20 protein-coding genes and 1 tRNA gene are annotated in these 22,819 nt (G+C 64.9%); 7 read left to right on the top strand and 14 right to left on the bottom strand.

The genetic code is table 11. The features are described 5' to 3' along the window. Positions 1 to 149 precede the first annotated feature (149 nt). The 3 genes from LV28_RS30195 to LV28_RS30185 form a co-directional block, all read right to left on the bottom strand. Positions 150 to 416, bottom strand: coding sequence for a DUF4148 domain-containing protein (locus tag LV28_RS30195; RefSeq protein ID WP_023594794.1), 267 nt, complete (start codon positions 414 to 416; stop codon positions 150 to 152). 495 nt (positions 417 to 911) lie between these two features. Then, on the bottom strand, positions 912 to 1,631 hold the full coding sequence (locus tag LV28_RS30190) for a LuxR family transcriptional regulator (protein ID WP_158516344.1): 720 nt from the start codon (positions 1,629 to 1,631) through the stop codon (positions 912 to 914). A 195-nt stretch (positions 1,632 to 1,826) separates the two neighbouring features. After that, a complete protein-coding gene (locus LV28_RS30185) occupies positions 1,827 to 2,720 on the bottom strand; it encodes a LysR family transcriptional regulator (protein ID WP_038618433.1) in 894 nt (297 codons plus the stop codon). A 137-nt stretch (positions 2,721 to 2,857) separates the two neighbouring features. Here LV28_RS30185 and LV28_RS30180 point away from each other — a divergent pair, with 137 nt between their 5' ends. Continuing rightward, a complete protein-coding gene (locus tag LV28_RS30180) occupies positions 2,858 to 4,021 on the top strand; it encodes an MFS transporter (RefSeq protein ID WP_038618435.1) in 1,164 nt (387 codons plus the stop codon). Between the two features lie 46 nt (positions 4,022 to 4,067). Here the strand turns inward: LV28_RS30180 and LV28_RS30175 are convergent, their stop codons facing one another. The 3 genes from LV28_RS30175 to LV28_RS30165 are packed head-to-tail and all read right to left on the bottom strand — an operon-like array spanning position 4,068 to position 9,993. Next, complete coding sequence (locus LV28_RS30175; protein WP_023594790.1) at positions 4,068 to 5,531, bottom strand: efflux transporter outer membrane subunit; 1,464 nt, start codon at positions 5,529 to 5,531, stop codon at positions 4,068 to 4,070. Continuing rightward, positions 5,528 to 8,701: a multidrug efflux RND transporter permease subunit gene (locus LV28_RS30170; protein ID WP_169834576.1), complete on the bottom strand. Its 3,174-nt coding sequence runs from the start codon at positions 8,699 to 8,701 to the stop codon at positions 5,528 to 5,530. The genes LV28_RS30175 and LV28_RS30170 overlap by 4 nt, the downstream gene beginning before the upstream one ends. Before the next feature lie 2 nt (positions 8,702 to 8,703). Then, positions 8,704 to 9,993 carry an efflux RND transporter periplasmic adaptor subunit gene (locus LV28_RS30165; RefSeq protein ID WP_081326824.1) on the bottom strand — a complete coding sequence of 430 codons (1,290 nt, stop codon included), beginning with the start codon at positions 9,991 to 9,993 and terminating at the stop codon, positions 8,704 to 8,706. A 301-nt stretch (positions 9,994 to 10,294) separates the two neighbouring features. Here LV28_RS30165 and LV28_RS30160 point away from each other — a divergent pair, with 301 nt between their 5' ends. Beyond that, positions 10,295 to 11,167 carry a LysR family transcriptional regulator gene (locus tag LV28_RS30160; protein ID WP_023594787.1) on the top strand — a complete coding sequence of 291 codons (873 nt, stop codon included), beginning with the start codon at positions 10,295 to 10,297 and terminating at the stop codon, positions 11,165 to 11,167. Between the two features lie 3 nt (positions 11,168 to 11,170). On the opposite strand, the gene LV28_RS30155 is transcribed toward LV28_RS30160, so the two are convergent. The 5 genes from LV28_RS30155 to LV28_RS30135 all read right to left on the bottom strand — a co-directional run bounded on the left by LV28_RS30155 (position 11,171) and on the right by LV28_RS30135 (position 16,578). Beyond that, positions 11,171 to 11,647: a YaiI/YqxD family protein gene (locus LV28_RS30155; RefSeq protein WP_023872028.1), complete on the bottom strand. Its 477-nt coding sequence runs from the start codon at positions 11,645 to 11,647 to the stop codon at positions 11,171 to 11,173. Between the two features lie 260 nt (positions 11,648 to 11,907). Continuing rightward, complete coding sequence (locus LV28_RS30150) at positions 11,908 to 12,717, bottom strand: hypothetical protein (protein ID WP_023594785.1); 810 nt, start codon at positions 12,715 to 12,717, stop codon at positions 11,908 to 11,910. 299 nt (positions 12,718 to 13,016) lie between these two features. Further along, positions 13,017 to 14,399, bottom strand: a complete 1,383-nt coding sequence (locus tag LV28_RS30145; protein WP_025250424.1) for an MFS transporter — start codon at positions 14,397 to 14,399, stop codon at positions 13,017 to 13,019. 155 nt (positions 14,400 to 14,554) lie between these two features. Then, the gene (locus LV28_RS30140; RefSeq protein WP_038618439.1) at positions 14,555 to 15,820 is read right to left on the bottom strand and encodes an iron-containing alcohol dehydrogenase; all 1,266 of its coding nucleotides are present in this window, start codon (positions 15,818 to 15,820) and stop codon (positions 14,555 to 14,557) included. Beyond that, positions 15,817 to 16,578, bottom strand: a complete 762-nt coding sequence (locus LV28_RS30135; RefSeq protein WP_025250423.1) for an alpha/beta fold hydrolase — start codon at positions 16,576 to 16,578, stop codon at positions 15,817 to 15,819. Before LV28_RS30135 ends, LV28_RS30140 begins: the two co-directional genes overlap by 4 nt. Positions 16,579 to 16,875: 297 nt before the next feature. On the opposite strand from LV28_RS30135, the gene LV28_RS30130 reads away from it, so the two are divergent. Further along, complete coding sequence (locus LV28_RS30130) at positions 16,876 to 17,556, top strand: GntR family transcriptional regulator (protein ID WP_024788759.1); 681 nt, start codon at positions 16,876 to 16,878, stop codon at positions 17,554 to 17,556. Positions 17,557 to 17,624: 68 nt separating this feature from the next. On the opposite strand, the gene pdxR is transcribed toward LV28_RS30130, so the two are convergent. Next, positions 17,625 to 19,052 carry a MocR-like pyridoxine biosynthesis transcription factor PdxR gene (pdxR, locus tag LV28_RS30125; protein ID WP_038618442.1) on the bottom strand — a complete coding sequence of 476 codons (1,428 nt, stop codon included), beginning with the start codon at positions 19,050 to 19,052 and terminating at the stop codon, positions 17,625 to 17,627. 91 nt (positions 19,053 to 19,143) lie between these two features. On the opposite strand from pdxR, the gene LV28_RS30120 reads away from it, so the two are divergent. The 3 genes from LV28_RS30120 (at position 19,144) to LV28_RS30110 (ending at position 20,724) form a co-directional block, all read left to right on the top strand. Continuing rightward, complete coding sequence (locus tag LV28_RS30120; protein WP_023594779.1) at positions 19,144 to 19,575, top strand: GNAT family N-acetyltransferase; 432 nt, start codon at positions 19,144 to 19,146, stop codon at positions 19,573 to 19,575. 78 nt (positions 19,576 to 19,653) lie between these two features. Then, complete coding sequence (locus LV28_RS30115) at positions 19,654 to 20,088, top strand: carboxymuconolactone decarboxylase family protein (protein WP_038618445.1); 435 nt, start codon at positions 19,654 to 19,656, stop codon at positions 20,086 to 20,088. A 24-nt stretch (positions 20,089 to 20,112) separates the two neighbouring features. After that, complete coding sequence (locus LV28_RS30110) at positions 20,113 to 20,724, top strand: FMN-dependent NADH-azoreductase (protein ID WP_038618448.1); 612 nt, start codon at positions 20,113 to 20,115, stop codon at positions 20,722 to 20,724. Positions 20,725 to 20,789: 65 nt separating this feature from the next. Here the strand turns inward: LV28_RS30110 and LV28_RS30105 are convergent. Next, a tRNA-Arg gene (locus LV28_RS30105) sits at positions 20,790 to 20,866 on the bottom strand. Between the two features lie 203 nt (positions 20,867 to 21,069). Between LV28_RS30105 and rocD the strand changes: the two genes are divergently transcribed. Beyond that, on the top strand, positions 21,070 to 22,275 hold the full coding sequence (rocD, locus tag LV28_RS30100) for an ornithine--oxo-acid transaminase (protein WP_038618451.1): 1,206 nt from the start codon (positions 21,070 to 21,072) through the stop codon (positions 22,273 to 22,275). Positions 22,276 to 22,414: 139 nt separating this feature from the next. On the opposite strand, the gene LV28_RS30095 is transcribed toward rocD, so the two are convergent. Next, entirely contained in the window at positions 22,415 to 22,744 is a 330-nt protein-coding gene (locus LV28_RS30095; protein WP_023594696.1) for a DMT family transporter, read from the bottom strand. Between the last annotated feature and the right edge of the window lie 75 nt (positions 22,745 to 22,819).

The following is a 22,819-nucleotide window of genomic DNA, read 5'->3' as shown; positions in this document are numbered from 1 at the left end:
GGGCGGGATTCGATGGTGAATCGGGCGGGCCGGCGCCGAATCCAGGAACTGCGGAAACGGCGAAAACAACAGGGACTGCGGGAACGACAAGCAACTTCACGAACATTCGGGACTGGCCCGATAGCCGCAATAGCAATTCCGTGCCCCGCTCAGTCGGCGACGGGTGCCTTCGGTGCGCCCTGATTCTGCGCTTCGATCTTCGCCGTCAGTTTTTGCAACTGCAGGGATTGTTCGTAGGTGTACGGGAAATTGAATTCCGTGACCGGCGAGAGGCCCAGCTCACGTGCGGCTTGCAGTTCGGCGCGTACATGTTCGCGCGTCACGCCGCCCGTCTGCATCTGCTCGGCGGCAAAGGTCGAGCCGGCAGCCATCGTCAGGCCAACCAGCGCGACGGCAGTCAACAGGTTCTTTTTCATGGAAAACTCCTTTTATCGTTAGTACGTCGCTCATGGACACGAAAACCGCTAATCAGTTTCCGCCATGAGTAAATTATAGTTTTCCCTAGGTAATGAACCAGCCCTAAAGCGGCAACACACTGTTTCGGAAACGTCGGGCAATCGACCGGAACGGGATGCGGAATGTCCCGAAAAAGACGCATCGCCGACAGGACGTCGGTCTTCCGGACCACGCGAAAGCACAGCGATCCCTCGACGATCGAGCAAATCGTCCGCCTGAAAAGCGACGGAATGTTTTGCGCTGTTACCGGAAATCGTCGAACGACGCGCGCGCGCAATTACCAGCGAATCCAAGCGAACCGCCCCCGTGAGCCAGCGTTAAAAAACACTCACGGGAATAAGGCAATCGCGAAGAAATCGGGGAAAAGCCCGCGGCGAATCGGGAACGAATCGGGAACGAATCGGGAACGAATCAGGAACAAAGCCGGATCAAAACAGGCTCGAATCGGGATCAGCTCAGGGAGAAATCAAACCGCTGCTGATCGCCGCGGCAATGGCCTGATGCCGATTCACGGCCCCGAGTTTGCGCTTGGCGTTATTGATATGAAACGTGACGGTATGCTCCGAGATCTTGAGGATAAGACCGATCTCCCATGCCGTCTTGCCGCGCGCAGCCCACAACAGGCTTTCGATCTCGCGCGGACTGAGCTTGCCGGTGCTACGGCTTGCCACCCACTGCATGTCGAGCTGCTGGATCGCCTGATGGAAGTACACCGCGCTCAGATAGATCTCGCCGACCATGCGCGCTTCGTGCTCCGCCGACTCCTCGGGCGACCGGGCCGTCGCCGCGCTGAAAATCGCGCGCTCGCCGGCGGCCCCGTAGATCGGGATCGACACGCCGCAGCTCAGGCCATGCGCACGCGCGTCCGCGAAAATGGGATGCGGCCGTTTCTGCTGTAAAAACGTGCGCCAGAGAATCGGCAGCGGCGACAGGTTCGCCGCGACGAGAATGGGATCGACCTCCGCATATCCCGCGCTTTGATAGCGCTCGATCCAAGAAGCGGGAAACGTCGTGAAGATATGGCGACTCGGCATTCCCTGCGCGCTAATACGTTGGTCTTCGATCTGAAAGGCCGCCGCCTCCCTTTCGCGCCTCGGTAATAAAGGCGCATAGAACAACGCGTCATAACCCAGCGCATGCGTCAGCTTCTGGAACTCGGCGTCCAGCGCCTCCACCGAGCGTGCTCCGAGCAGCCCCTCATATCGATGAATATTGTGATGCATTGCGAATTGCACGTTCTCTATAATTGCCGGCGAATTGCCAATATCCGCGCATTGTAGTCCCAGCTTTGGTTTTTGCGGGCAGTAATTTTGCCCAATAAAACAACAATCGCTTTTCTCGTGGACTGCGAATCAATTGCGCATTGTGTATCATGCCGGGCCGCCCAATCCCTCCAGCGCCGACAGGACTTTTCGTAATCCCGGCGTGAGCGGCTTGTCCTGCCGCACGACAATCGCCAACGTTCGCGAAAGGCCCGGGGCCAGTGTCGATATACGCAATCCACGTCGGTAATGGGCGGAACTCACCGACATGCGGGGAACAATGCTGTATCCCAGGCCCGCCGCCACCATTTCCTTGATCGCCTCGATGCTGCCGAGCGCCATCACCGGCCGCACGCGCAGCCCCTGGCGCAGAAACCATTCATCGATCAGCAGGCGCGTGCTACTGCCCGCCTCGAACGCCACCATCGGCCTGGCGGCCAGTGTGTGGGGCGAGGCCTCGTCGACCCAGTCAGCGTCGCCCGCCGGGGCGATTGCCACGAACGCGTCGTCGAGCACCGGGGTAATGTGCAGGCTGCGCCCGGCGGCGGGCAACGTGACCAGCCCGATATCGAGCCGGTTCTCGGTCACGGCGCTCACCACGCCATCGGTGTTGCCGGTGCTCACACGAATGTCGAGTTTCGGGTGACGCTTGCGCATGGCCCGCAGCATGGGCGGCAGCAGGTGAATGCACGCCGTCGCGCCAGTGCCGATCGCCACCTCGCCCGCCACGCCGCGCGCGTGGCTCGATACGGCCTGCATGGCGTCGTCGACCGCCGCGTCGATGCGCCGGGCATGTTCGAGCAGCGCCATCCCCGCCGACGTCGGCTTGAGCCGTTTGCCGACACGCTCGATGAGCCGCACGCCAAGACGCTGCTCCAACTGCCGGACTTGCAGGCTCACGGCCGGCTGCGACAAGTCCAGGCGGGCGGCGGCGGCGGAGAAGCTCCCCGCGTCGACCACCTCGGCAAACGTGTGAAGCTGGTCCAGGTTCAGGCGTCGCATCTCAAAGTTTTCCTTATGGCGCGAATAAGATGCCAAGACTTTACCAAGGGATGGCGGAGGCGCACCATGCAGAATGTGTCCTCGCCCCTGGGCCGCGCGCCCGCCTCCCCCTCTCGCTCCCCCTCCCCCGTTTCCCCATGCCCACCGTCATCACCCTCGGCCTTGCGCAACTGATCAACTGGGGCGTGAGCTTCTACCTGCCCGGCGCCTTCGCATGGCGCATCGCGCGCGCCTCCGGCTGGCCCCAGACATGGGTCTTCGCCGGTCCGTCGCTGGCCATGCTCGTCATGGCGGCGGTCTCGCCGCTCTCCGGCCGGTGGCTCGATCGTCTGGGCGGGCGCCGGGTGATGTGCGCGGGCACGCTCATCTGCTCGGCGGGCTGTGTCATCCTCGCCACAAGCAACACGCTCGTGCAGTTCTACGCTGCGTGGTGCCTGCTGGGCGTGGGCATGCGCCTGTCGCTGTACGACGCGGCGTTTGCGACGCTCGCGTCGATCCATGGCGCGTCCGCGCGACGGCCGATGACGCAGATCACGCTGATGGGCGGACTGGCCACGACCGTGTTCTGGCCGCTAGGCAACTGGCTGGGCGACACATGGGGTTGGCGCACCGGCGTGCTTGTGTATGGCGCGATCGGCCTCGTCGCCTGGACGCTGCTGCGCAGCCTGCCGCCCACCCCGCCGCGCGCATTGGCAGTCCACTCTGCCGAAGGTCCGCGCGCGACGCTGCCCCGGGTCCCGGCGCTGCTCTATGGCGCGATCATGGCGCTCGTTGCCATTCTGTCGTCGGGACTGGCCGCGCATCTGACGGCGCTGCTGGGCGCGCGAGGCCTGCCGGTCGGACTCGCGGCGTTATGGGGCATCGGGCAGGTGTGCGCCCGCACGCTGGAGTGGCTCCAGCCGCGTCAGGCCAGCGCCGTCAAACTCAACGTCGTCGTCGGCTGCGGCCTGCCGCTGTGCTTCGCGCTGGGTCTGGCCGGGCTGTCGTGGGTGGCGGCCGTGGGCGCGTTCATCTTCCTGTATGGCGCACTGAACGGCCTGGCCACGCTGCTGCGCGCGAGCCTGCCGCTGGAGCTCTTCTCGCACGACGCCTACGCGCGGGCGCTGGGCACCCTGCTCACGCCGGCGTTCGCCGTATCGGCTGCGGCGCCATGGGGATATTCGGTGGCGCGCGAGCATTGGGGCGACGCCGCCATCCTGTGGGTCTCGCTCGTCATCGGCCTGCTGATCGCGATTGCGGCGCTGGCGCTGCGGCGTCTCGCGCCGACAGCGCCTGCGCCGCGAACGCGATCCACAACCTGACCCCGGCATCGAGATTCAACCGCGACGCCAGGGAGCCCGAACGATCTCAGGAGGCACCGTCCGCCGGCGTCCAGCCGCCACCCAGCGCCCGGTACAACGCAACATGGTTGACGAGCACGCGCTGCTTCACGTCGATGAGTTGCTGTGCCGCATGAAACTCGCTGCGCTGCGCGTCGAGCAGTTCGAGGTAGCTGGCCACTCCGTTCGCATAGCGACGCTCGGCCAGCCGCAGACGCTCCCGCTCACCATCCGACACACGCTTTTGCGCCTGGAACTGTCGCGAAAGCCACTGCCGTGCGGCCAGCGCATCGTCCACCTCGGCGAACGCGGTCTGGATGGCACGCTCGTACGACACCACGGCCATTTCCTTGCGTACGTTAGCCAGGTCCAAGCCCTGGGCGTTGCGCCCGCCCTGGAAGATCGGAACGGTGATCTGCGGCATGAACGACCAGACGCCCGTCCCCGCGCCGAACAGATCGGAGAAACTCGCGCTGGCCGTGCCGATGTCCGTCGTCAACCGGATCGACGGAAAGAACGCCGCGCGCGCCGCGCCGATATTGGCATTGGCGGCACGCAGTTGCGCCTCCGCACGGCGAATGTCCGGACGACGTGCCAGCAGCGACGACGGCAGTCCCGCCGCGACCGGCACGACAAACGCGTCGTCGAGTGTCGCGGCGGCCACCGGTTTCGTGCCGACATCGCCCGTGAGTACCTGCAACGCGCGCACGATCTCGCTGCGCTGACGCTCGCGCTCGGCCACTGCCGCACGCGCGACCTCAACCTGAGTCGCCTCGGTATTCAGTTCCAGATCGTCGACCAGACCGCGCTGCGCACGCAGGCGAATCACGCGAATACCCGCCTCGCGCGCGGCCAGCACGTCGCGCGCATAAGCGATCTGCTCGCTACTCGCGACCAGTCCGATATAAGCCGTGGCCACTTCTGCGACCAGACTCACCTGCGCCGACCGCCGCGCCTCCTCGCTCGACAGGTATTCCTGCAACGCGGCATCGCGCAGACTGCGCACGCGGCCGAAGAAATCGAGTTCGAACGCGCTCACGCCGACGTTCGCGCGCACGTCATTGGCCACATACCCTCGCGGCGTGCTGCTGCCGCCCTCGGGCAGACCGGCCGAGCCGGAGTAGCGCTGACGGGAGAACGCGCCGCCGGCCTGCACGCTCGGCAGCAGATTGGCCGCCTCGATGCCGTACAGCGCGCGCGCCTCCTGCACGCGCAGCGATGCGAGACGCAGGTCGCGGTTCTGTTCGAGCGCCTTGCGAATGAGCGCCCGCAGACCCGGGTCGGTAAATACCTGCGCCCAGTCCGCATCGGCCGCCAGCGGCTCGGCCAGCGACACGGGCATCTCCTGCCCCGACAGCGCCGCGCCGTAAGTGCTCGGCATGGGCGCGGACGGACGCTCATGGGTCGGCGCCAGCGTGCATCCGCCGAGCAAGGCGAACAGGGCGACGCCGGCGAAGGCGATACCGCGCATGCGGGGACGAAGCTTCGTCATACTTTCCTCTCGACGACGGGCGCATCGGCAGGCGACGCCCCCTGACGGTCGTGACGCGCGTCACGGTCCATTGGCGGCCGGCGCCGCGGGCGAACGAAGCGACCGACCAACAGGAAGAACAAAGGCACGAGGAAGATCGCGAGCACCGTGGCCGTCACGATCCCGCCGAGCACCGCCACACCGATCGCGCGTTGCGCGCCCGACGCCGGCCCCGTGGCGATGGCCAGCGGCACCACGCCAAAGCCGAACGCGAGCGACGTCATCACGATCGGGCGCAAACGCAACCGTGCGGCTTCCACCGCGGCGTCGAGCCATGTCATGCCCTGCCGGGTCAGATCGTTGGCGACCTCCACGATCAGGATCGCGTTCTTCGCCGACAGACCGATCGTCGCGATCAACCCGACCTTGAAGTAGATGTCGTTGGGCATGCCGAGCAGACTTACCGCGCCGAGCGCGCCGATCACCCCGAGCGGCACCACCATGATGACGGCCGCCGGGATCGCCCAGCTCTCGTACAATGCGGCGAGCGCCAGGAACACGACCAGTACCGACAAGGCGAACAGCAACGGCGCCTGCGCGCCGGAGACCCGCTCCTCGAGCGATTGGCCGCTCCACTCGTAGCCGATCCCCTTGGGCAGGTCGGCCATCAGTTGTTCCATACGGGCCATCGCCTCGCCGCTGCTCCTGCCGGGCGCCGCCTCACCCTGAATCGTGAACGACGGATAGCCGTTGTAGCGCTTGAGCTGCGGAGCGCCGAGCTTCCACTTGAGCGAGACGAACGACGAGAGCGGCACCATTTCACCAGCGGCGTTGCGCACACGCAGGTTGCCAACGTCCTCGGGAGACACACGCTGGCGCCCTTCGGCCTGCACGATCACACGACGGTTCTCCGCGCCAAGCATGAAGTCACCCACGTAGTCCGAACCGAACATCGTCGCGAGCGTGGTGTTCACATCGTCCATGCCGACCTTGAGCGCTTCCATCTTGCGGCGATCGATCGCCACGTCGATCTGCGGCACGTCGCCCTGCCCCGCGAAAATCACGTTCCTGAGTACAGGGTCGCGCGCGGCCCTTTGCAGCAAATCGTCGCGGGCGGCGATAAACGTGTCCTTGCCCACGCCGGCGCGGTCCTGCAGTCGCAGGTTGAAGCCGTTGGACGACCCCAGCTCCGGCAGCGCCGGACTGTTCATCGCGATCATCATGCGATCGGGCTGGCCGGTGAATCTCTCGTTGACGCGCTCGACGATGGCATTCACGCCGTCGTGCTTCGAGGTGCGCTCGTGCCAGTCCTTGAGCGTGACGTACAACATGCCGCCGCCGGGACCCGCGCCGAACTCGTTCCAGCCGCCCAGCAGGAACACGTGCTTGACCGGTTCATGCCGCATCAGGTATTGCTCGATGCGCTTGAGCGCGGTCATCGCCTCGGGCAGCGTGGCGCCCTGCGGCTCCGAGGCCATCACCATGAAGCTGCCCGTGTCCTCTTCCGGAATGAAGGCCGACGGCAGGCGCAGGAACGCGAGCGGCACGGCGATCAGCACGAGCCCGTACACGACCAGCGCGCGCCACGGGCGCCGCAGTGTGTTGCCGACCGTGCGCGTGTAACGCTCGGTGCCCAACGCGAACGTGCGGTTGAACCAGCCGAAGAAGCCGCGCTTGTCGTGGTGGTCGTGCGCGACCGGGCGCAGCAGCGTGGCGCACAACGCCGGCGTGAGCGACAGCGCGAGGAACGCGGAGAAGCCGATCGACACCGCGAGCGTGAGCGCGAACTGACGGTAGATGTTGCCCACCGCGCCCGAGAAGAACGCCATCGGCACGAACACCGTGACGAGTACCACCGTGATCCCGACGATGGCCCCGCTGATCTGCGACATCGCCTTGACGGTGGCCGCATACGGCGAGAGCCCCTCCTCGACCATGATTCGCTCGGTGTTCTCGACCACGACGATGGCATCGTCGACCAGAATGCCGATGGCCAGCACCATGCCGAACATCGTCAGCGTATTGATCGAGTAGCCGAGCCCGAGCAGGACGCCGAAGGTGCCCAGCAAGGCGACGGGTACCACCAGTGTCGGAATCAGCGTGGCGCGCAGGTTCTGCATGAACAGGTACATCACAAGGAAAACCAGCACCACCGCTTCGAGCAGCGTCTTGAGCACCTTCTGGATCGACACCTTCACGAACGAGGCCGTCTCGTAAGGCATCTGGTACGCCACGCCCGCCGGGAACAGGCTCGCCTGCTCGTCCATCACCTTGCGAACCGCCTTCATGACTTCGACGGCGTTCGAGCCGGCGGCGAGCTTGATCCCCATCGCGGTGGCCGGCAGGCCGTCCACGCGCGCCGAGTAGTTGTAGTCCGACGCCCCCAGCTCCACGCGGGCAACGTCGCCCAGCCGGATGGCCGAGCCGTCGGCGCGCACACGCAGCGGAATGTCCGCGAACGCTTCCGGCGTGGAGAGCGTGCTGTCGGAGACGACGTTCGCGTTGATCGGCGCCGACGCCGGCGTCGCGCCTGAGCCGATGTCGCCGATCGTCACCCGGGCGTTGTAGGCGCGCACCTTGGAGACGATGTCGGAGGCCGTGAGGTCGAGCGCCACGAGCCGAGCCGGATCGGGCCAGATACGAATGGCCTTTTCCGTGCCCCAGAACTGCACCTGCCCCACGCCCGGCACGCGCTTGAGCTGGTTCATGACCTGCGAGGCGGCAATCTCGCCCAGGTCGAACTCGCCGATGGCGGGATTGCGCGACGACAGCGTCACGATCATGTGAATGTTGTCAGCCGCGCGCTCGACCTTCACGCCGTAGCGACGCACGACCTCCGGCAGACGCGACTCGACCGTCTTGAGCCGGTTCTGCACCTCCACGGCCGCCAGATCGAGGCTCGTGCCCTGGCGGAAGGTCAGGTTCACCGACGACTCGCCGTTGCCGCTGGTGGCCGACGTATACATGAGGCCGGGCGCACCGTTCATCTGGCGCTCGATGATCGCCGTGACGGAATCCTCGACGACTTTCGCCGATGCACCGGGGTAGCTGCTCCACACGCTGACCATTGGCGGCGCGATGTCCGGATATTGCGCGACAGGCAGCGCCCGGATCGCGAGTATGCCGACGAGCGTGATCAGCAGGGAAATCACCCAGGCGAAGACCGGGCGATCGATAAAGAAGCGAGCCATGATTATTGCGTCTCCGCATGGGAGGCCGGTCCGGCGCGCGCGGGCGTCGCCGTTTTGGCGTTGTCCTGCGGTCCGGGGGTATCGACTTTGCCAGCCCTACCCGATTTATCGGACTTATCGGCCTCGGCCGAGGCGACCTCGGGCTTTACCTTGACCTGCATGCCGTCGGAGAACTGCGCAACGTTCTGCACGATCACCTGCTCGCCACCCTTGAGGCCGTCCGTCACCAGCCACTCGCGCCCGTCGATCGCTTCGGCGCGCACCTTCGTGTCGTGAACCCTGCCCTGTGCATCGACCACGCGCACCACGGCGCCGTCGACCGTGCGAGTCAGCGATTCGCGGGGCACGCGCACGACGTTCGGGTTGACCGCCCCCTGCATGCGTACCTGCACGAACGCGCCAGGCAGCAGCACGCCGTCCGGGTTCGGCAACAGCGCGCGCATGGCGATGGTGTCCGTGCCGGGATCGACGGCCAGGTCCGTGAAACGCAGCTTGCCGGGCAATGCGTACTCGCGCCCGTCCGGAAGCGTGACATGCACCTCCGGCGCGGCGGCGTCGTTGCCATGCCGCAGCTTGCCGGCGCGCAGATCGCGCGTCATGGCGTACACCTCGGCGGCCGGCTGCGAGAAGTTCACATAGATGGGATCGATCTGCTCCACACGGGTGAGCAGCGTGGGCGAATCGACGCCGACGAGCGCGCCTTCGGTAACTTCGGCCCGACGCACGCGCCCCGCAATGGGCGACTCGACCTTCGTATAGCCAAGATTGAGCTCCGCCTTGCGCACCTCGGCACGCGCGGCGAGCACTTCGGCGCGCGTACGCGCCTCGGCCGCACGGGACTCGGCGTCCTCGCGTGCGCTGATGGCACGCGCTTCGAGCAGGCCGCGATAGCGCTCCACCTTGTCGCGTGCCGAATCGTGCTCGGCCTGCGCCTTGGCGAGCGCGCCACGCGCGGCGTCGAGCGCCGCCGAGAGCGGTTGCGGATCGATGCGAAAGAGCACGTCGCCCTTGGCGACCGTCTGCCCTTCCTGGTAACGACGCTCCATGACGACGCCGCTGGCGCGCGCGCGCACATCGGCACTGCGATAGGCTTCCAGACGGCCCGGCTGCAGCGTCGTGAGCGGCTCGGCGTGCCGCTCCACGGTGCGCACCACGGCTTGCTGCGCGGCGTCGGCATCGTGCTTGCCACCGCGGTCCGAACAGGCGGCGAGCACGAGCCCACTGACGATCAGGCTGGCGCACGCGCCAGTTCGCATTCCGAAGCGGCTTCGGTAGTCGATTTTCGATGACATGTAATAGCGTTGGATTGACGACATCCGGTCGGCATGTCGAGTCCGCGTTCGGTGCGCGGCGTCGACGAATGGCGAATGCCACCGATGAGGGAAACCGGGGGCCCGCATCGCTCCTTGAGCGCCGTGGGTGGCAGCTGCGCGATGCACGAAGGTCCATGCCCGGAACCTCCGGACCGGGGGATCCGGTCGTCTGCCGCCTCGCCTATGCTGGCGTTTCAATCTGGCGTTTTATTCTGGAGAACGCGATTCTGACGCGAAATTGATGTTAGAAAAAGTTGGAACCCATCTATAAAATGGATAAATGAACTGGACAATTGAACAATTGCGCTACTTTGTGGCGGCGGCGGAGGAGGGATCGATATCGGCTGCCGCGCGACGGCTGGGCAAGGCACAGTCAGCGGTGAGCACGGCGATTTCGTTGCTCGAAGCCGATCTGGGCTTCGAGCTATTCGACCGCAGCCGCCGTAATGCGCGCCTCACCGATCAGGGCGAGGTGATGCTGCTCGAGGCGAAGGAGTTGTTGCGACAGGCCGAGGGCCTGAACCATCGCGCCAATGCCCTGGCCTTTGGCGAACAGCCGCAGCTCTCGCTCGCGCTCGACGAGGCGCTGCCCTATCAGGCCGTGAGCGAGCTGGTACGCGATCTCGCCTATCAGTTCGCGTATCTGGAACTCACCTTGCTCAATGGCACCTCGACCGAAGTGGCCGAGTATGTGGAGAAGCAACGCGCGGATATCGGCTTTCACGTCGATCGCGGGGCGATTTCCTCGGCGTTGGGCCACAAGTACGTGGGCTCGGCCGTGCAGGGGGTGTTCGTCGCGGGCGATCATCCGCTGGCCTTTCGCGATCAGGTCACGCGCGGCGATCTCGCCAAATATCGGCAGATTCTGATGCAGATGGACGACTTCACGCCGTTGCAGCTGAGTCCGTCCATCTGGCGGGCGGACAGCTCCTACGTGATCGCAAGCATGGTGGTCGACAAGCTCGGCTGGGCGATCCTGCCCATCGACATTGCGGAATACGAGGATCTTCACGAACTTCGCTGCGACGATGTGGGACTGCCGCAATTGCCGGTCCGCATGCTCTGGCGTTTTGGGCGGGAGCCCAACGACGTCATGCGCTGGTGCGAGGCGCGATTCGCCGAATTGTTGCGGGCCAGCTCGCAGGAAATTTGACGCTCAGGGTACGCGGGGTCCGCCGGCCGCCGACGTGCGCAGGCGCACGAGGAAGCGGTCGAGTTGCCCGGCGAACGCCTTGCCGTCGCGCGCGCTGAACGGCGCGGGTCCCCCCGTCTCGATGCCGGCGTTGCGCAATTGCTCCATCATGTCGCGCACCGACAGGCGCTCCCGGATGTTCTCCGGCGTGAACCAGTTGCCGCGCGGATCGAGCGCGTTGGCGCCCTTCTCGATCACCGCGGCGGCCAGCGGTATATCGGCCGTCACGACCAGATCGCCCGTCACCGCCATCTCGACGATGCGTGCATCGGCCACGTCGAATCCCGCCGGCACCTGAACCGCACGGATGAAGGGCGACGGCGGCGTGCGCAGAAACTGGTTGGCGACCAGCGTGACCGGAATTTCCTCGCGCCTGGCGGCGCGAAAGAGAATTTCCTTGATGACGGCAGGACAGGCGTCGGCATCGACGAGGACATGCATGGCGGTGGGCACAATCGAAAACGCACATGATAAGCCAGGGGCACGCGTGCGGCGCACCGCACCTCTCGCTCGATCCATCGACAATGCGACCACCGTGGCGTCCGGTCCGGACGGTGCAACTGCTGCGCTTGCCCACGCCACTTGGGACTGTGCAATGCCGCCAACTCGCCGTGCGGATCGTTTTCGTGGCCCACCATGTGGAATGCCAGATCCCCACCCTGCCCGAGTAGCGCCGCCGCGGGCTCCTCGCCTCGGCGCCGTCAGATCGCGGTCATGGCGCGCTTCTCGTCGTCCGTGAGGATCGGGCCGTCGAGCGTGACGCGCGAATGGTCGTCCCGGAACTTCGCGATGATCGGCCTGAGCTCTTCCTTGACGTGCTTGTCGCTGTAGCCGTTGAAAAGATGGCCCAGCAGGCCGCGGCGCAGATCGCTGCTTCCCATGTACCAGTCGGCGATCGGGAACGTCAGGTTCATGTTGTACTTCATCATGATGCCCATGTTGTGATGCGCCGTATGATGACGACGAATCGTGTTGATGAACGGCATGTTGCGCACGAACCAGTTCTCGTGGCAGTGGCAGCAATAATGAAAGGTTTCGTAGATCACGTACTGCCCCACCATCGTGAGGAACACCATCCAGCCGGCGTTGGCGTTCAGGACGAGTGAAGTCGCATACCCGAGCACGCCGCCCCCCACGCCAAGCGTGGCCAGCACGCGCCACGGAAAGAACACGATCCGGAATTCGCGCGTCGTGTCGATCGTCGACAACTGGTCGGTGAAGTACTGATGGTGCTGCCGCGTGTGCCGGTTGTAGATCTCGCGAAGGCCCCAGACATCCACGCGGCGATGCATCACGAAACGGTGCATGAACCACTCGGCAAAGTTGCCGGCGAGGAACACGGGGATGATCAGGAACCACTCCCACGTCGGCTGGCGCAACTGGCTCACGGCGTACCACACCGCACCGATCGCGACGATATACATCACGACGATATGCAACAGGCCGTTGTACATCGGGCTGATGTTCGACTTGTACTGCTCCCTGAACTTCAATTGACGCTCGGTAATCATGGTTTGTCTCCGGTGTCCGAATGCTGCGATCCCATCAAATACACAACTAATATGTTAGTTAGCCAAGCACAAATGTCAACAAACTCGTGCGCGGATGTCTTCGGGAAGGGGGGACGCGTCTGGCGGCATTCGGAATGCGCGACGCGTCCGGGCGATCGATGTTTCGGCGGTGCTTCGATGGCGAGCGGGTAACGGCGCCGCAGGCGACGGCAAGCCCTGCGCCCCGCCGACGCCCATGTCGCTGCACGCGCCGACATGGGTGTCGGCGGTACGCGTCGCGTCGGGGCGTCTGCGCTACTTCAGTGCGACACATCCTCCAGCGCGCGGCCCTTGGTTTCGACGCCAAGCACGATCACCGCGAGTGCGGCAATCACGAAGGACACGGCCCCCATCGTGAACACGCCGGTTTGCCCCCAGCTCGGGAGCAGCACGCCGATCGCGAACGGACCTGCCAGCGAGCCAACGCGTCCGATGGACGAGGCGAACCCCGACCCGGTTGCCCGCGTCCGCGTCGGGTACAGTTCCGGTGTGTAGGCGTAGAGAACGGACCACATGCCAAAGAGGAAGAACTGCATCATCAGCCCCGCCGCGATCAACTGCTCGATCGGTGCGCGTGTGCCCGCGGCCTGCCCGTACAGATAGGCGGATACGGCGCTGCCGAGCAGCATCAGTGCGCAGGTGGGTTTTCGTCCCCACTTTTCGAGCAACCATGCCGAGAAGAGGAATCCGGGAATGCCGGCAAGCGAGATGTAGACCGTATAGAGCACGGACTTGGTGATTTCGTATCCCGCTTGCTGGAGCAGCGCGCCCAGCCATGTCGTGAGTCCGTAGTAGCCGAGCAGCGCGAAGAACCACGTGGTCCACAGCATGAAGGTCCGCTTCGCGTAGACGCCGGTCCAGATCTCCGCGAGGAGCGCCTTGCGTCCGGACGACAGACGCGGCGCGGTGGCGGCCATGCTCGGCTCGGGCAACTTGCGGCCGTACGCGTGCTCCACCTTTGCCTCGATGTGGCGCATCACGTCGGCCGCCTCTTTCATCCGCCCGGTATCTTCGAGCCAACGAGGCGACTCCGGAACCATTCTGCGGACGACGAAAACGAAAGCCGCCGGCACGGCCAGGGCGATGAATATGCCGCGCCAGCCGATCACGGGCAGCATGAAGTACGCGAAGGCCCCTGCCGCAATGAAGCCGATCGGCCAGAACCCCTCGAGAATCGCCACGTACTTGCCGCGACTGCGAGCGGGCACGATTTCCGAGACCATCGACAGGCCGATGGGAAACTCCATGCCCATGCCGAAGCCGAGCACCACGCGATAGAGCATCAGTGACTCGACATTGTGGGCGAAGCCGCACATCAGACTGCCCACGCCCCAGAAAATCATGCTCACCTGGAAGATCGGCTTGCGCCCGAACTTGTCCGCCAGCAGCCCGGCTGTGGCCGCCCCCACGAACATCCCCAGAAAGCTCGAGCTGGCGAGTAGCCCCGCCTGTGACGCGGACAACCCGAACTCCGCCTTGATCGAGCCGAGAACGAACGTCATCAGACCAAGGTCCATCGAATCGAAGAACCACGCCGTGGCGATGATCGAGAAAAGTGTTCGTTGATAACGGGTCATCGGTAGTCGCTCAAGACGCGCGACGACACCAACGCCCAGCCGCGATGCGGCTGCTGACATGTCCATGCTTGTGTCTCCTCCAATGCAGGCTGCTAATGATCAGCTAACATATTAGACTTCGAGGCGCAAAGCGACCGGTGGTCCGGCCGAGTATCGATTGGTGTCTTTGCGCGGCTGACCCGCCACGCCGGCGCCAGGCGCAAGGCCTCGCCCCGGCGTGCTCAGGCAGCCGAGAGCCTCTCCGCCTTCTCGTCTCGAAGCGCTCCTCGCCATGCGTTGTCGATAATTTGCGCATAGCTCGCTTCGATATTCCCGACAGGGAATGCCTTGGCCAGCCGAGTCACGCCAAGCGAGTCGGCCAGCAGATGATCCAGAGATGCCTGTGCAACACCAAAGGCATCGAGGTCGGTGGGAATGCCGAGCCTGCCGACGAGATCGCGCAGCGCGCGTGGCAGCGCGCGAACCGCCTGGTCCTCGTCGGAGGTATCGATGCCGAACAGGCGCGCGACTTCGAGCAACTCGGCGCGCCGGCTGTGCGTGAGTGCGTCGATCACATAGGGCAGGACCACGGCGTTCGTGGCACCGTGCGACTTGTGTGTGAGTGCGGCCACCCCGTAGGCAATGCCGTGTACGGCGTTGAGCCCCGCGCTGCCGTACGACATCGCGGCGTAGACGCTTGCGTAACACATGCCCACCCGCGCCTCGACATCGCCGCCGTTCTCATAGCAGCGCACGAGATATTTCGCGGCCAGGCGGATGGACTCGCGCGCGAAGATCATGGTCAGGCCATTGCGTCCGCTGTAACCGGGGTCGACGCTGCCGGCACGGTCGAAGCGGCTCGAATCGAGCGTGACGAACGATTCGAGCGCGTGAGTCAGCGCGTCGAGGCCGGACTCTGCCGTGACCCTCGGCGGACAGGTGAATGTCAGTTCGGGGTCGATGACGGCAATCACCGGGCGCAGCCGGTTGTCCATGACCGCCGTTTTGATGCCGGTTTCGGGATCGAACAGAATCGTGCCCGGCGTTAGCTCGGAGCCGGTCCCCGCGGTGGTCGGCATCGAGATATGGTCGATGACCGGCGCGTCGGTGGGCACGCCGGCGCCGTAGTCGCGTATCGGTCGCCCCGAGGCCAGTGTCAGGCACAGCGCCTTGGCCAGATCGATGTTGCTGCCGCCACCGAGCGAGACGACGTGATCAGGCAGTTGGGTACCGAGCATGCCGCGAAGTTCGGCGCTCGCGCGATCGCACAGGTCGGTCGTGGGATCAGGCGCCCCCGCGGCGTAGACGTCGACGTGAATCCCGAGACGCGCACACGCAGCCACGTAATCGGATACCCATGGCGTCTTGTGCTCGAAAAACGCGTCGGTGACGAGCACGCCGCGCCGGTAGCCCAGCGTCTGGAGCAAGCGGGGAAGCTTGTGGCGATAGCCCAGTTCGATGACGAGCCGCGATGGCGCGCAGAAATGGATGCAGTCTTCGATTCTCATGAATTCTCCTCGTGTTGAATCGCCGGTCGCGGGGTAGCGCCGTGTGCGCTCAGAAATGCCCGCATCGCCGCGCCGACCTGCTGTGTGTTCTGTGTCAGCAGCGAATGACGCGCGCCGGGTATCACCTGCAACGTGGCGTGGCGCATGCCGGCCTGCATTCGCCGGGCGTGGGCGACGGGACAATCCTCATCGTCGCTGCCATGCACGATCAGCGTGGGCATGGTGACGTGAACCAGATTCGCGAGATGCGAGACCGGTCGCAACGCGCGCCAGGTCCACGCAACGACTTCGGGGTGCGCCGCCTGCGTGAGCCCCAATCGCCGCTCGCGTTGCCGGATCTCGTCGAGAAGGGCGGCCTCGTCGGACGCACCGAACCACGCCACCTCGTCGAGTTGCGCCGTACCGGACATCAGCACCGTGGCCATCGGCGGCGCATGGCGGGCAGCACCACCCGCCAGACGCGTGAGCAACTCGAAAATGACCGACACCCCCATGCTCCAGCCCGCAAGGGCAAAGGGACGATCTCCGACTTCACGCTCGATGACTTCACTCGCCCGCCGTGCGAAGGCGTCCGCGCGGCATTCGTCGGGCGATGCGGGATAGCCCGCGCGACCACGACCGGGCATGTTGGGCAGGATGAACAGGAAGGTATCGCCGAGCGCGGTCGCCAAAGGCGTCCAAGCGTCGCTCGTTCCCTGTATGCCGTGCAAGGCCACCACCGGAAAACCATCGGGATTCCCTACACGTCGAATGTCCATTGCCTGCGTGCCCCACGCTAGTAATATATTAGTTGATTAGTAATAGCACATCAGATGACGTGAACAAGTCGCCTTCCCCCCGGGGAAATCCCGGAGGGCATGCAAGGCATTCCAGGGGGAAGACGAGACGCAGGCGGCGCAATATCCGCCCCCTGCGTGGCCGAAATGAAGGCCGAACGCGCGCGATCGCAGGCGGAAACGGCGCCGGAAGCAGGTGATATACAATTAATATTTGTTCTCGGCTTTGACCAAATGGCCACAAGAAAAACGACGCAACGCACAGAAAAATCGGAAGTGATGGCGGCTTCGGGCGCCCGAACGGATGTCATTCCGCGTGGCCGAATGGTCGACATGGCGTACGAGTGGATCGAAGAGGCCATCGTGACGCTGCGGCTCGCACCGGGCTCCACGCTTTCGGAATTGCAGTTGAGCGAAATGACGGGGTTCGGCCGTACGCCGATTCGCGAGGCGATCCAGCGGCTGGCGCGAGAGCATTTGATCGTGGTGTTGCCGCAGCGCGGACTGCTGGTGCCGCCGATGGACGTGGCCAAGCAACTGCGATTGCTCGAGACGCGTCGGGAGGTGGAGCGCCTCATCGCGAGAAGCGCGGCGAAGAAGGCGACCGTCGAGCAGCGCGCACATTTCACGCGCCTCGCCAAGGCCTTCAGGAGCTCGGCGCGAAGCGGCAAGGACGTGGAGTTCGTGCGCGCCGATCGCGAGTTCAACGAACTTTGCCTGGTGGCCGCGCGCAACGAATTCGCCGAAGGCGCCATGCGCCTGATGCATGGTCTGTCGCGCCGCTTCTGGTACTACCACTACAAGGAAGCGGCAGACCTGCCGACCATGGCGCGTTTGCACGCGGAAGTCGCCGAAGCGATTGCGGCCGGCGATGTCAAACGGGCGGGCGAAGGGCTGGACGCCCTGCTGGACAACATCGAAGCCTTCACGCGCGCCACGGTACTCGGCGACCGCGCATAGCGAAGGGGCGTCGGTGCCGGGCATGTCGCGTCGCCTCCCGAGACGCGGACGATTGCTTGGCGCGGGACTCAGTCGCCGGGCAGTGCGGCGGCCAGCCGCGTGACTGCGGCAAGCGCCGCGGCGTCCGATGCAAAATTGGCGAAACCCATCAGCAGGCCGCCCTTGCCGCCCCGCCGTGCCCGCCAGTCGCTCAACGCCTGCACCGCCAGCCCGCGTGCGCGTGCCGCCGCGGCCAGTGCGCTGTCGTTCTCGCCTCGCGCCAGATGCGCCAGCACATGAATCCCGCCGGCCTGCGGTTGCACGAGCAGGCGCTCGCCAAAGGTTTGCGCCAATGCGTCGACGAGATAGCCCCGGCGTTGCGCGTACAGGCTGCGCATCTTGCGCAAGTGCCGGGCAAAGTGTCCCTGTTCCATGAAATCGGCGACCATGCCCTGCAGCAGAATCGCGCCGGGGCCCGGCATGTGGACGACGATATCCCGAAACCTGGCGATCTGCGACCGCGGCACCACAAGATAGGCCAGGCGCAGGCCCGGGAACAGCACCTTGCTGAAGGTGCCCGTATAAAGCACGCGATCGTTCTGATCCAGACTCTTGAGCGCCGGTAGCGGGCGACCGTGGTAGCGGAACTCGCTGTCGTAGTCGTCCTCGATGATCCACGCCCGCGAGTCTTGTGCCCACGCCAGCAGTTCCAGTCGCCGCGGCAACGACAGCGCCACCCCGGTGGGACTCTGGTGCGTTGGCGTCACCACGGCGAAGCGCGCCTTCGGCGCACGCTGCTGCCCTGTCTTTACGTTCAGCCCCTCGTCGTCCACAGGCACCGGCGTCAGCGCCATACCTGCGCGCGTCAGACACTCACGCGCGAACAGGTACCCCGGATCCTCGTACCACCCGGCATCCCTGGGCTCGAGTAGTGCGCGGCATACCAGATCGAGCGCGCCGCGATACCCTGGCGTCACGAAAACCTGCTCCGGGGCGCAAACGATGCCCCGGGAGATGCCGAGGTATCCGGCGATCGCATGCCGGAGCGGCGCGTACCCGGCGGAATCGGGAACGGTCATGGCCGCCGTCTCCAGCGCACGCACGCTTCGCCCGGCCAGACGCGCCCATACCTTGCGCGGAAACGCGTCCAACGCGGGCAACCCGAGTTGAAACGGTGCGACGTCGCCGGATGCCGCCTGCGGCGCCCGCCAGGCATCGGCCCCGGACGGCACCCTCGCACCGGCAATCGCCGGATCGGGCAGGTTCGCGAGCCGCGGTGACACCACCGTCCCCGCCGCGCCGCGCGTCACGAAATACCCCTCGCTCGCCAGCATCTGGTAGGCCGTCTCGACGGTACCGCGTGCAAGGTTCAGGGCGCTGGCGAGACTGCGCACCGACGGCACGCGGTCGCCCGGCCCCAGCATGCCGCTGGCGATGGCCTCCCGATAGCGCCGGTACAGCTGCAGATAGACCGGACCGCTGTGATCCCGACTCGGTTTGAGTTGCTGAAAGTCCATCATCGATGCCCCACTAATATCTTCAATTCTTGGACCTATGGAGTAGGCCATCGAAAGTCTACATTAATGGCTCGACGACAAGGAACATCCCATGACAACCTTTCAATTGCGTCATCTCGACAGCGATCAGGACATTGAGGCCGGCTTCGGCGTGATGCGGGAGCTGCGCCCGCATTTGACCGACGCCGTGACGTTCACCGCCCAGGTACATCGGCAGGCCAGGCAGGGATACCGGATTCTGGCCGCCTGGCAGGACGATCAGGTCAAGGCGTTGGCCGGCTACCGTCTGCAGGAAAACACGATCTACGGACGCTTCCTTTACGTGGACGATCTGGTCACCACTGCCGACGTGCGCAGTCACGGGCTGGGTGCCAGGCTACTGGACGCGCTGCGCGACGAGGCGCGCCGTCACGAATGTGCGCACTTCGTGCTCGACACGGGTCTTGGCAATGCGCTCGCGCAACGCTTCTATTTCCGGCAAGGGCTGTTGGCCATGGGCATGCACTTCCGTCAGGCGCTGTAAGCCCGGCACCGCTCTGTCACCTTCCTTTTTTCCCTTGAGTCTCTCGAATTCCGAGATCTCGCAACATCCGAGCTAATCATGAGTACACCGAAACGCCTGCCATACAACACGCTTTCCGCCGACGCCTATCGCGGCCTGGGCGCCACCAAGACTGCCTTGTTCAAGGGCCCGCTGGGCAAGGAGATGATCGAACTGGTGTGGTTGCGGATATCCCAAATCAACGGCTGCGCGTATTGTCTGGAGATGCACACCAAGGCATTGCGTTCGAGCGGCATGCCGGAGGCGAAGCTGGACAGTCTCGCCGGATGGCGCGTGAGCGAATACTTCACGGATCGCGAGCGTGCCGCGCTGGCATGGACGGAATCGCTCACGCACGTCGACCAGACCCACGCACCGGACGAGGATTACACGCCGCTCGAAACCTGCTTCAGCGACGTGGAGATTTCCGATCTTACTTTTGCGATTGCCTTGATGAGCGCGTTCAACCGCCTGGCGATCGGCATGCGCCAGTAACCTTTTGCGACAAGCGCCAACTTCATGAAGATCCTGCACATCGACTGCAGCCCGAGAGACGTATCGCACAGCCGCAAGATGTCGGCGGACATCGTGGTGCGTCTTCTCGCGTTCGCCCCCGGGGCAAGCATCATCCGACGCGACCTGGGGCGCGAGCCCGTCCCGCATGCGGACGCCAGTTACGCCAATGCCCTGTCGTCACCTGCGTCGCTCGACGCCGAGCAGGCACTGACCGCGACGCAACTCTCGGAGCAACTGATCCGCGAGGTCGAAGACGCCGACGCGCTCGTCATCGGCACGCCCGTCAACAACTTCACGGTGCCGTCCAATCTGAAGGCGTGGATCGATCAGGTGTTGCGCGTGAGACGCACGATCGGCACCGCGCCCACGGGCGAGAAGATCGGGCTGCTGCAGGACAAGCCGGTATATGTCGGCATCGCATCCGGCGGGGTCTTCACCGGAGAGCATGCGAAGCAGCCCGACTTCCTCACGCCTTACCTGCGCGCGGCATTCGCCTGCATCGGGCTGAAGTCGCTTCGGTTCCTGGCGCTCCAGGGAACCGCGTTTCGCGACGACGAGCAATTGCGCGCCGAGCGAATTGCGCTGGTGGCGTCGCTGGATATGGCGGGAAAGTAACGATGTGAAACCAGCACCGTCGCTCGGCGCTGATTTCCGACGCGACAATGTGTCCTGGTGAATACTGGCCTGCCCAGAGGGATTCGAACCCCCGACCGTCGGCTTAGAAGGCCGATGCTCTATCCAACTGAGCTATGGGCAGTGCGTGCGTGACTTGATGACGCGTGCGGCGGCGGCCTGATACCGCTGTCGGCGCACCCTTCGCGCAACGCGACCGAGTCACGCAAGGGTAATCGCGGATTATAGCGCACGCGCATGCCATTTTCATCGACGCCGTTGCAGAAGTTGTCCTCTTTACGTATCAGCGCGTTCGCATCTAGACTGGTGACGTGGAGGAGCGCGCTCATGAACGAAATCGAACGCGAACAACGCTTTGGCGCTCACAATTACGCGCCGCTGCCCGTCGTGCTCTCGCACGCCAAAGGCGTCTGGGTCTGGGACGTCGAGGGCAATCGTTATCTCGACATGATGAGCGCCTATTCCGCCGTCAGCCACGGCCACGCGCACCCGCGTCTGGTCGCCGCGCTCACCGCGCAGGCGCAACGGCTCGCCGTCGTTTCCCGGGCGTTCTACACGGATCGGCTCGGCGCCTTCCTCGAACGCCTGTGTGACCTCACCACGCTTGGCGGCGCCCTGCCCATGAATACCGGCGCCGAGGCCGTCGAGACCGCCATCAAGGCCGCGCGCCGCTGGGGCTACAGCGTCAAGCGCATCCCCGCGGACAAGGCCGAGATCGTCGTGGCCGACGGCAACTTCCACGGGCGAACCACCACCGTCGTGGGGTTCTCCTCCGAACCCTCCTATCGCGCCGACTTCGGCCCCTTCGCGCCCGGCTTCGTGCGCGTGCCCTTCGGCGATATCGACGCCGTACGCGCCGCCATCACCCCCAACACCTGCGCCGTGCTCTTCGAAACGATTCAGGGCGAGGGCGGTATCGTGATCCCGCCGGACGGCTTTCTGCGTGACCTGCGCGCGCTGTGCACCGAGCGCAACGTGCTCATGCTCCTCGACGAAATCCAGTCCGGGCTGGGACGCACAGGGCGCTGGTTCGCTTATCAGCACGAAGACGTGGTGCCCGACGGCGTCATGCTCGGCAAGGCGCTCGGCGGCGGACTGCTCCCTGTCTCGGCCTTCGTGGCACGCCGCGACATCATCGATCTGTTCGAACCCGGCAGCCACGGTTCGACATTCGGCGGCAACGCGCTCGCGGCCACCGTCGCGCTCGAAGCCCTCGACGTGATGGCCGACGAAGACCTGCCCGGCCGCAGTGCGGAGATGGGGGAGTACCTGCTTGTCCGCCTGCATGCGATCCACTCGCCGCTCGTGCGCGAAATTCGTGGGCGCGGACTCTGGGTCGGCATCGAGATCGATCCGGCACTGGCCGACGCGCACAACCTCGCACTGCGGCTGCTGCACCGCCGAGTGCTCGCGAAGGAGACACGCTCGACCGTGCTGCGACTCGCACCGCCGCTCGTCATCGAGCGCGCCGACATCGATCTGTGCATCTCCGCGCTCAAGGCCGTACTCGCCGAAGCCGAAGCGAACGTGTGAGAACGCCCGCCAGTCAGCGGGACGAAAGCACTAGGCAATCCGAACAAATCGAACAAATCGAACAAATCGAACGAGTCGGACGCATCGGACGACTCAGCCAGTCCTCGCCATTCCGGCAAATTGCGCGCGTCGCGTCCGCTCAGTGTGCCGACGACTTCGACCAGAGATTCATGACCAGCACGCCCGCGATGATGAGCGCCATGCCAACCATGGCCGGGGCGTCGAGCTTCTGCCCGAACAGCACGCGCGAGGCAATCGAGATCAGCACGATGCCAAGGCCCGACCACATCGCGTACGCGATGCCCACGGGAATCGAGCGCAACGTGAGCGAAAGCATGTAGAACGCCAGGCCGTACCCCACGACCACCAGCGCGACCGGCCCCACCCGCGTAAATCCCTCCGACGCTTTCAGAGCCGACGTTGCAATGACCTCCGCCACGATCGCTACCAGCAGATACAGATACGGCATCGCCCTCCTCCCCTTTGCTCGAACGCTCGGGCGCTCATCATAACCGACGCCGCTTTGCCAATTTGCCGCCCTGGC

It is taken from the genome of Pandoraea pnomenusa, assembly GCF_000767615.3.
GTDB classification, from domain to species: Bacteria; Pseudomonadota; Gammaproteobacteria; order Burkholderiales; family Burkholderiaceae; genus Pandoraea; species Pandoraea pnomenusa.
Note: the sequence above shows the minus strand (reverse complement) of the source record. Positions and strands in the feature narration are given on the sequence as shown.

Bases quoted from the DNA above. Each gene is read 5' to 3' on its own strand.
- rocD (WP_038618451.1), top strand. From the start codon at position 21,070: ATGAACGAAATCGAACGCGAACAACGCTTTGGCGCTCACAATTACGCG.
- LV28_RS30195 (WP_023594794.1), bottom strand. From the start codon at position 416: ATGAAAAAGAACCTGTTGACTGCCGTCGCGCTGGTTGGCCTGACGATG.
- LV28_RS30135 (WP_025250423.1), bottom strand. From the start codon at position 16,578: ATGGACATTCGACGTGTAGGGAATCCCGATGGTTTTCCGGTGGTGGCC.
- LV28_RS30185 (WP_038618433.1), bottom strand. From the start codon at position 2,720: ATGCGACGCCTGAACCTGGACCAGCTTCACACGTTTGCCGAGGTGGTC.
- LV28_RS30140 (WP_038618439.1), bottom strand. From the start codon at position 15,820: ATGAGAATCGAAGACTGCATCCATTTCTGCGCGCCATCGCGGCTCGTC.
- LV28_RS30180 (WP_038618435.1), top strand. From the start codon at position 2,858: ATGCCCACCGTCATCACCCTCGGCCTTGCGCAACTGATCAACTGGGGC.
- LV28_RS30145 (WP_025250424.1), bottom strand. From the start codon at position 14,399: ATGGACATGTCAGCAGCCGCATCGCGGCTGGGCGTTGGTGTCGTCGCG.
- LV28_RS30170 (WP_169834576.1), bottom strand. From the start codon at position 8,701: ATGGCTCGCTTCTTTATCGATCGCCCGGTCTTCGCCTGGGTGATTTCC.
- LV28_RS30110 (WP_038618448.1), top strand. From the start codon at position 20,113: ATGAAGATCCTGCACATCGACTGCAGCCCGAGAGACGTATCGCACAGC.
- LV28_RS30115 (WP_038618445.1), top strand. From the start codon at position 19,654: ATGAGTACACCGAAACGCCTGCCATACAACACGCTTTCCGCCGACGCC.
- LV28_RS30165 (WP_081326824.1), bottom strand. From the start codon at position 9,993: ATGTCATCGAAAATCGACTACCGAAGCCGCTTCGGAATGCGAACTGGC.
- pdxR (WP_038618442.1), bottom strand. From the start codon at position 19,052: ATGGACTTTCAGCAACTCAAACCGAGTCGGGATCACAGCGGTCCGGTC.
- LV28_RS30160 (WP_023594787.1), top strand. From the start codon at position 10,295: ATGAACTGGACAATTGAACAATTGCGCTACTTTGTGGCGGCGGCGGAG.
- LV28_RS30130 (WP_024788759.1), top strand. From the start codon at position 16,876: ATGGCGGCTTCGGGCGCCCGAACGGATGTCATTCCGCGTGGCCGAATG.
- LV28_RS30150 (WP_023594785.1), bottom strand. From the start codon at position 12,717: ATGATTACCGAGCGTCAATTGAAGTTCAGGGAGCAGTACAAGTCGAAC.
- LV28_RS30120 (WP_023594779.1), top strand. From the start codon at position 19,144: ATGACAACCTTTCAATTGCGTCATCTCGACAGCGATCAGGACATTGAG.
- LV28_RS30095 (WP_023594696.1), bottom strand. From the start codon at position 22,744: ATGCCGTATCTGTATCTGCTGGTAGCGATCGTGGCGGAGGTCATTGCA.
- LV28_RS30155 (WP_023872028.1), bottom strand. From the start codon at position 11,647: ATGCATGTCCTCGTCGATGCCGACGCCTGTCCTGCCGTCATCAAGGAA.
- LV28_RS30175 (WP_023594790.1), bottom strand. From the start codon at position 5,531: ATGACGAAGCTTCGTCCCCGCATGCGCGGTATCGCCTTCGCCGGCGTC.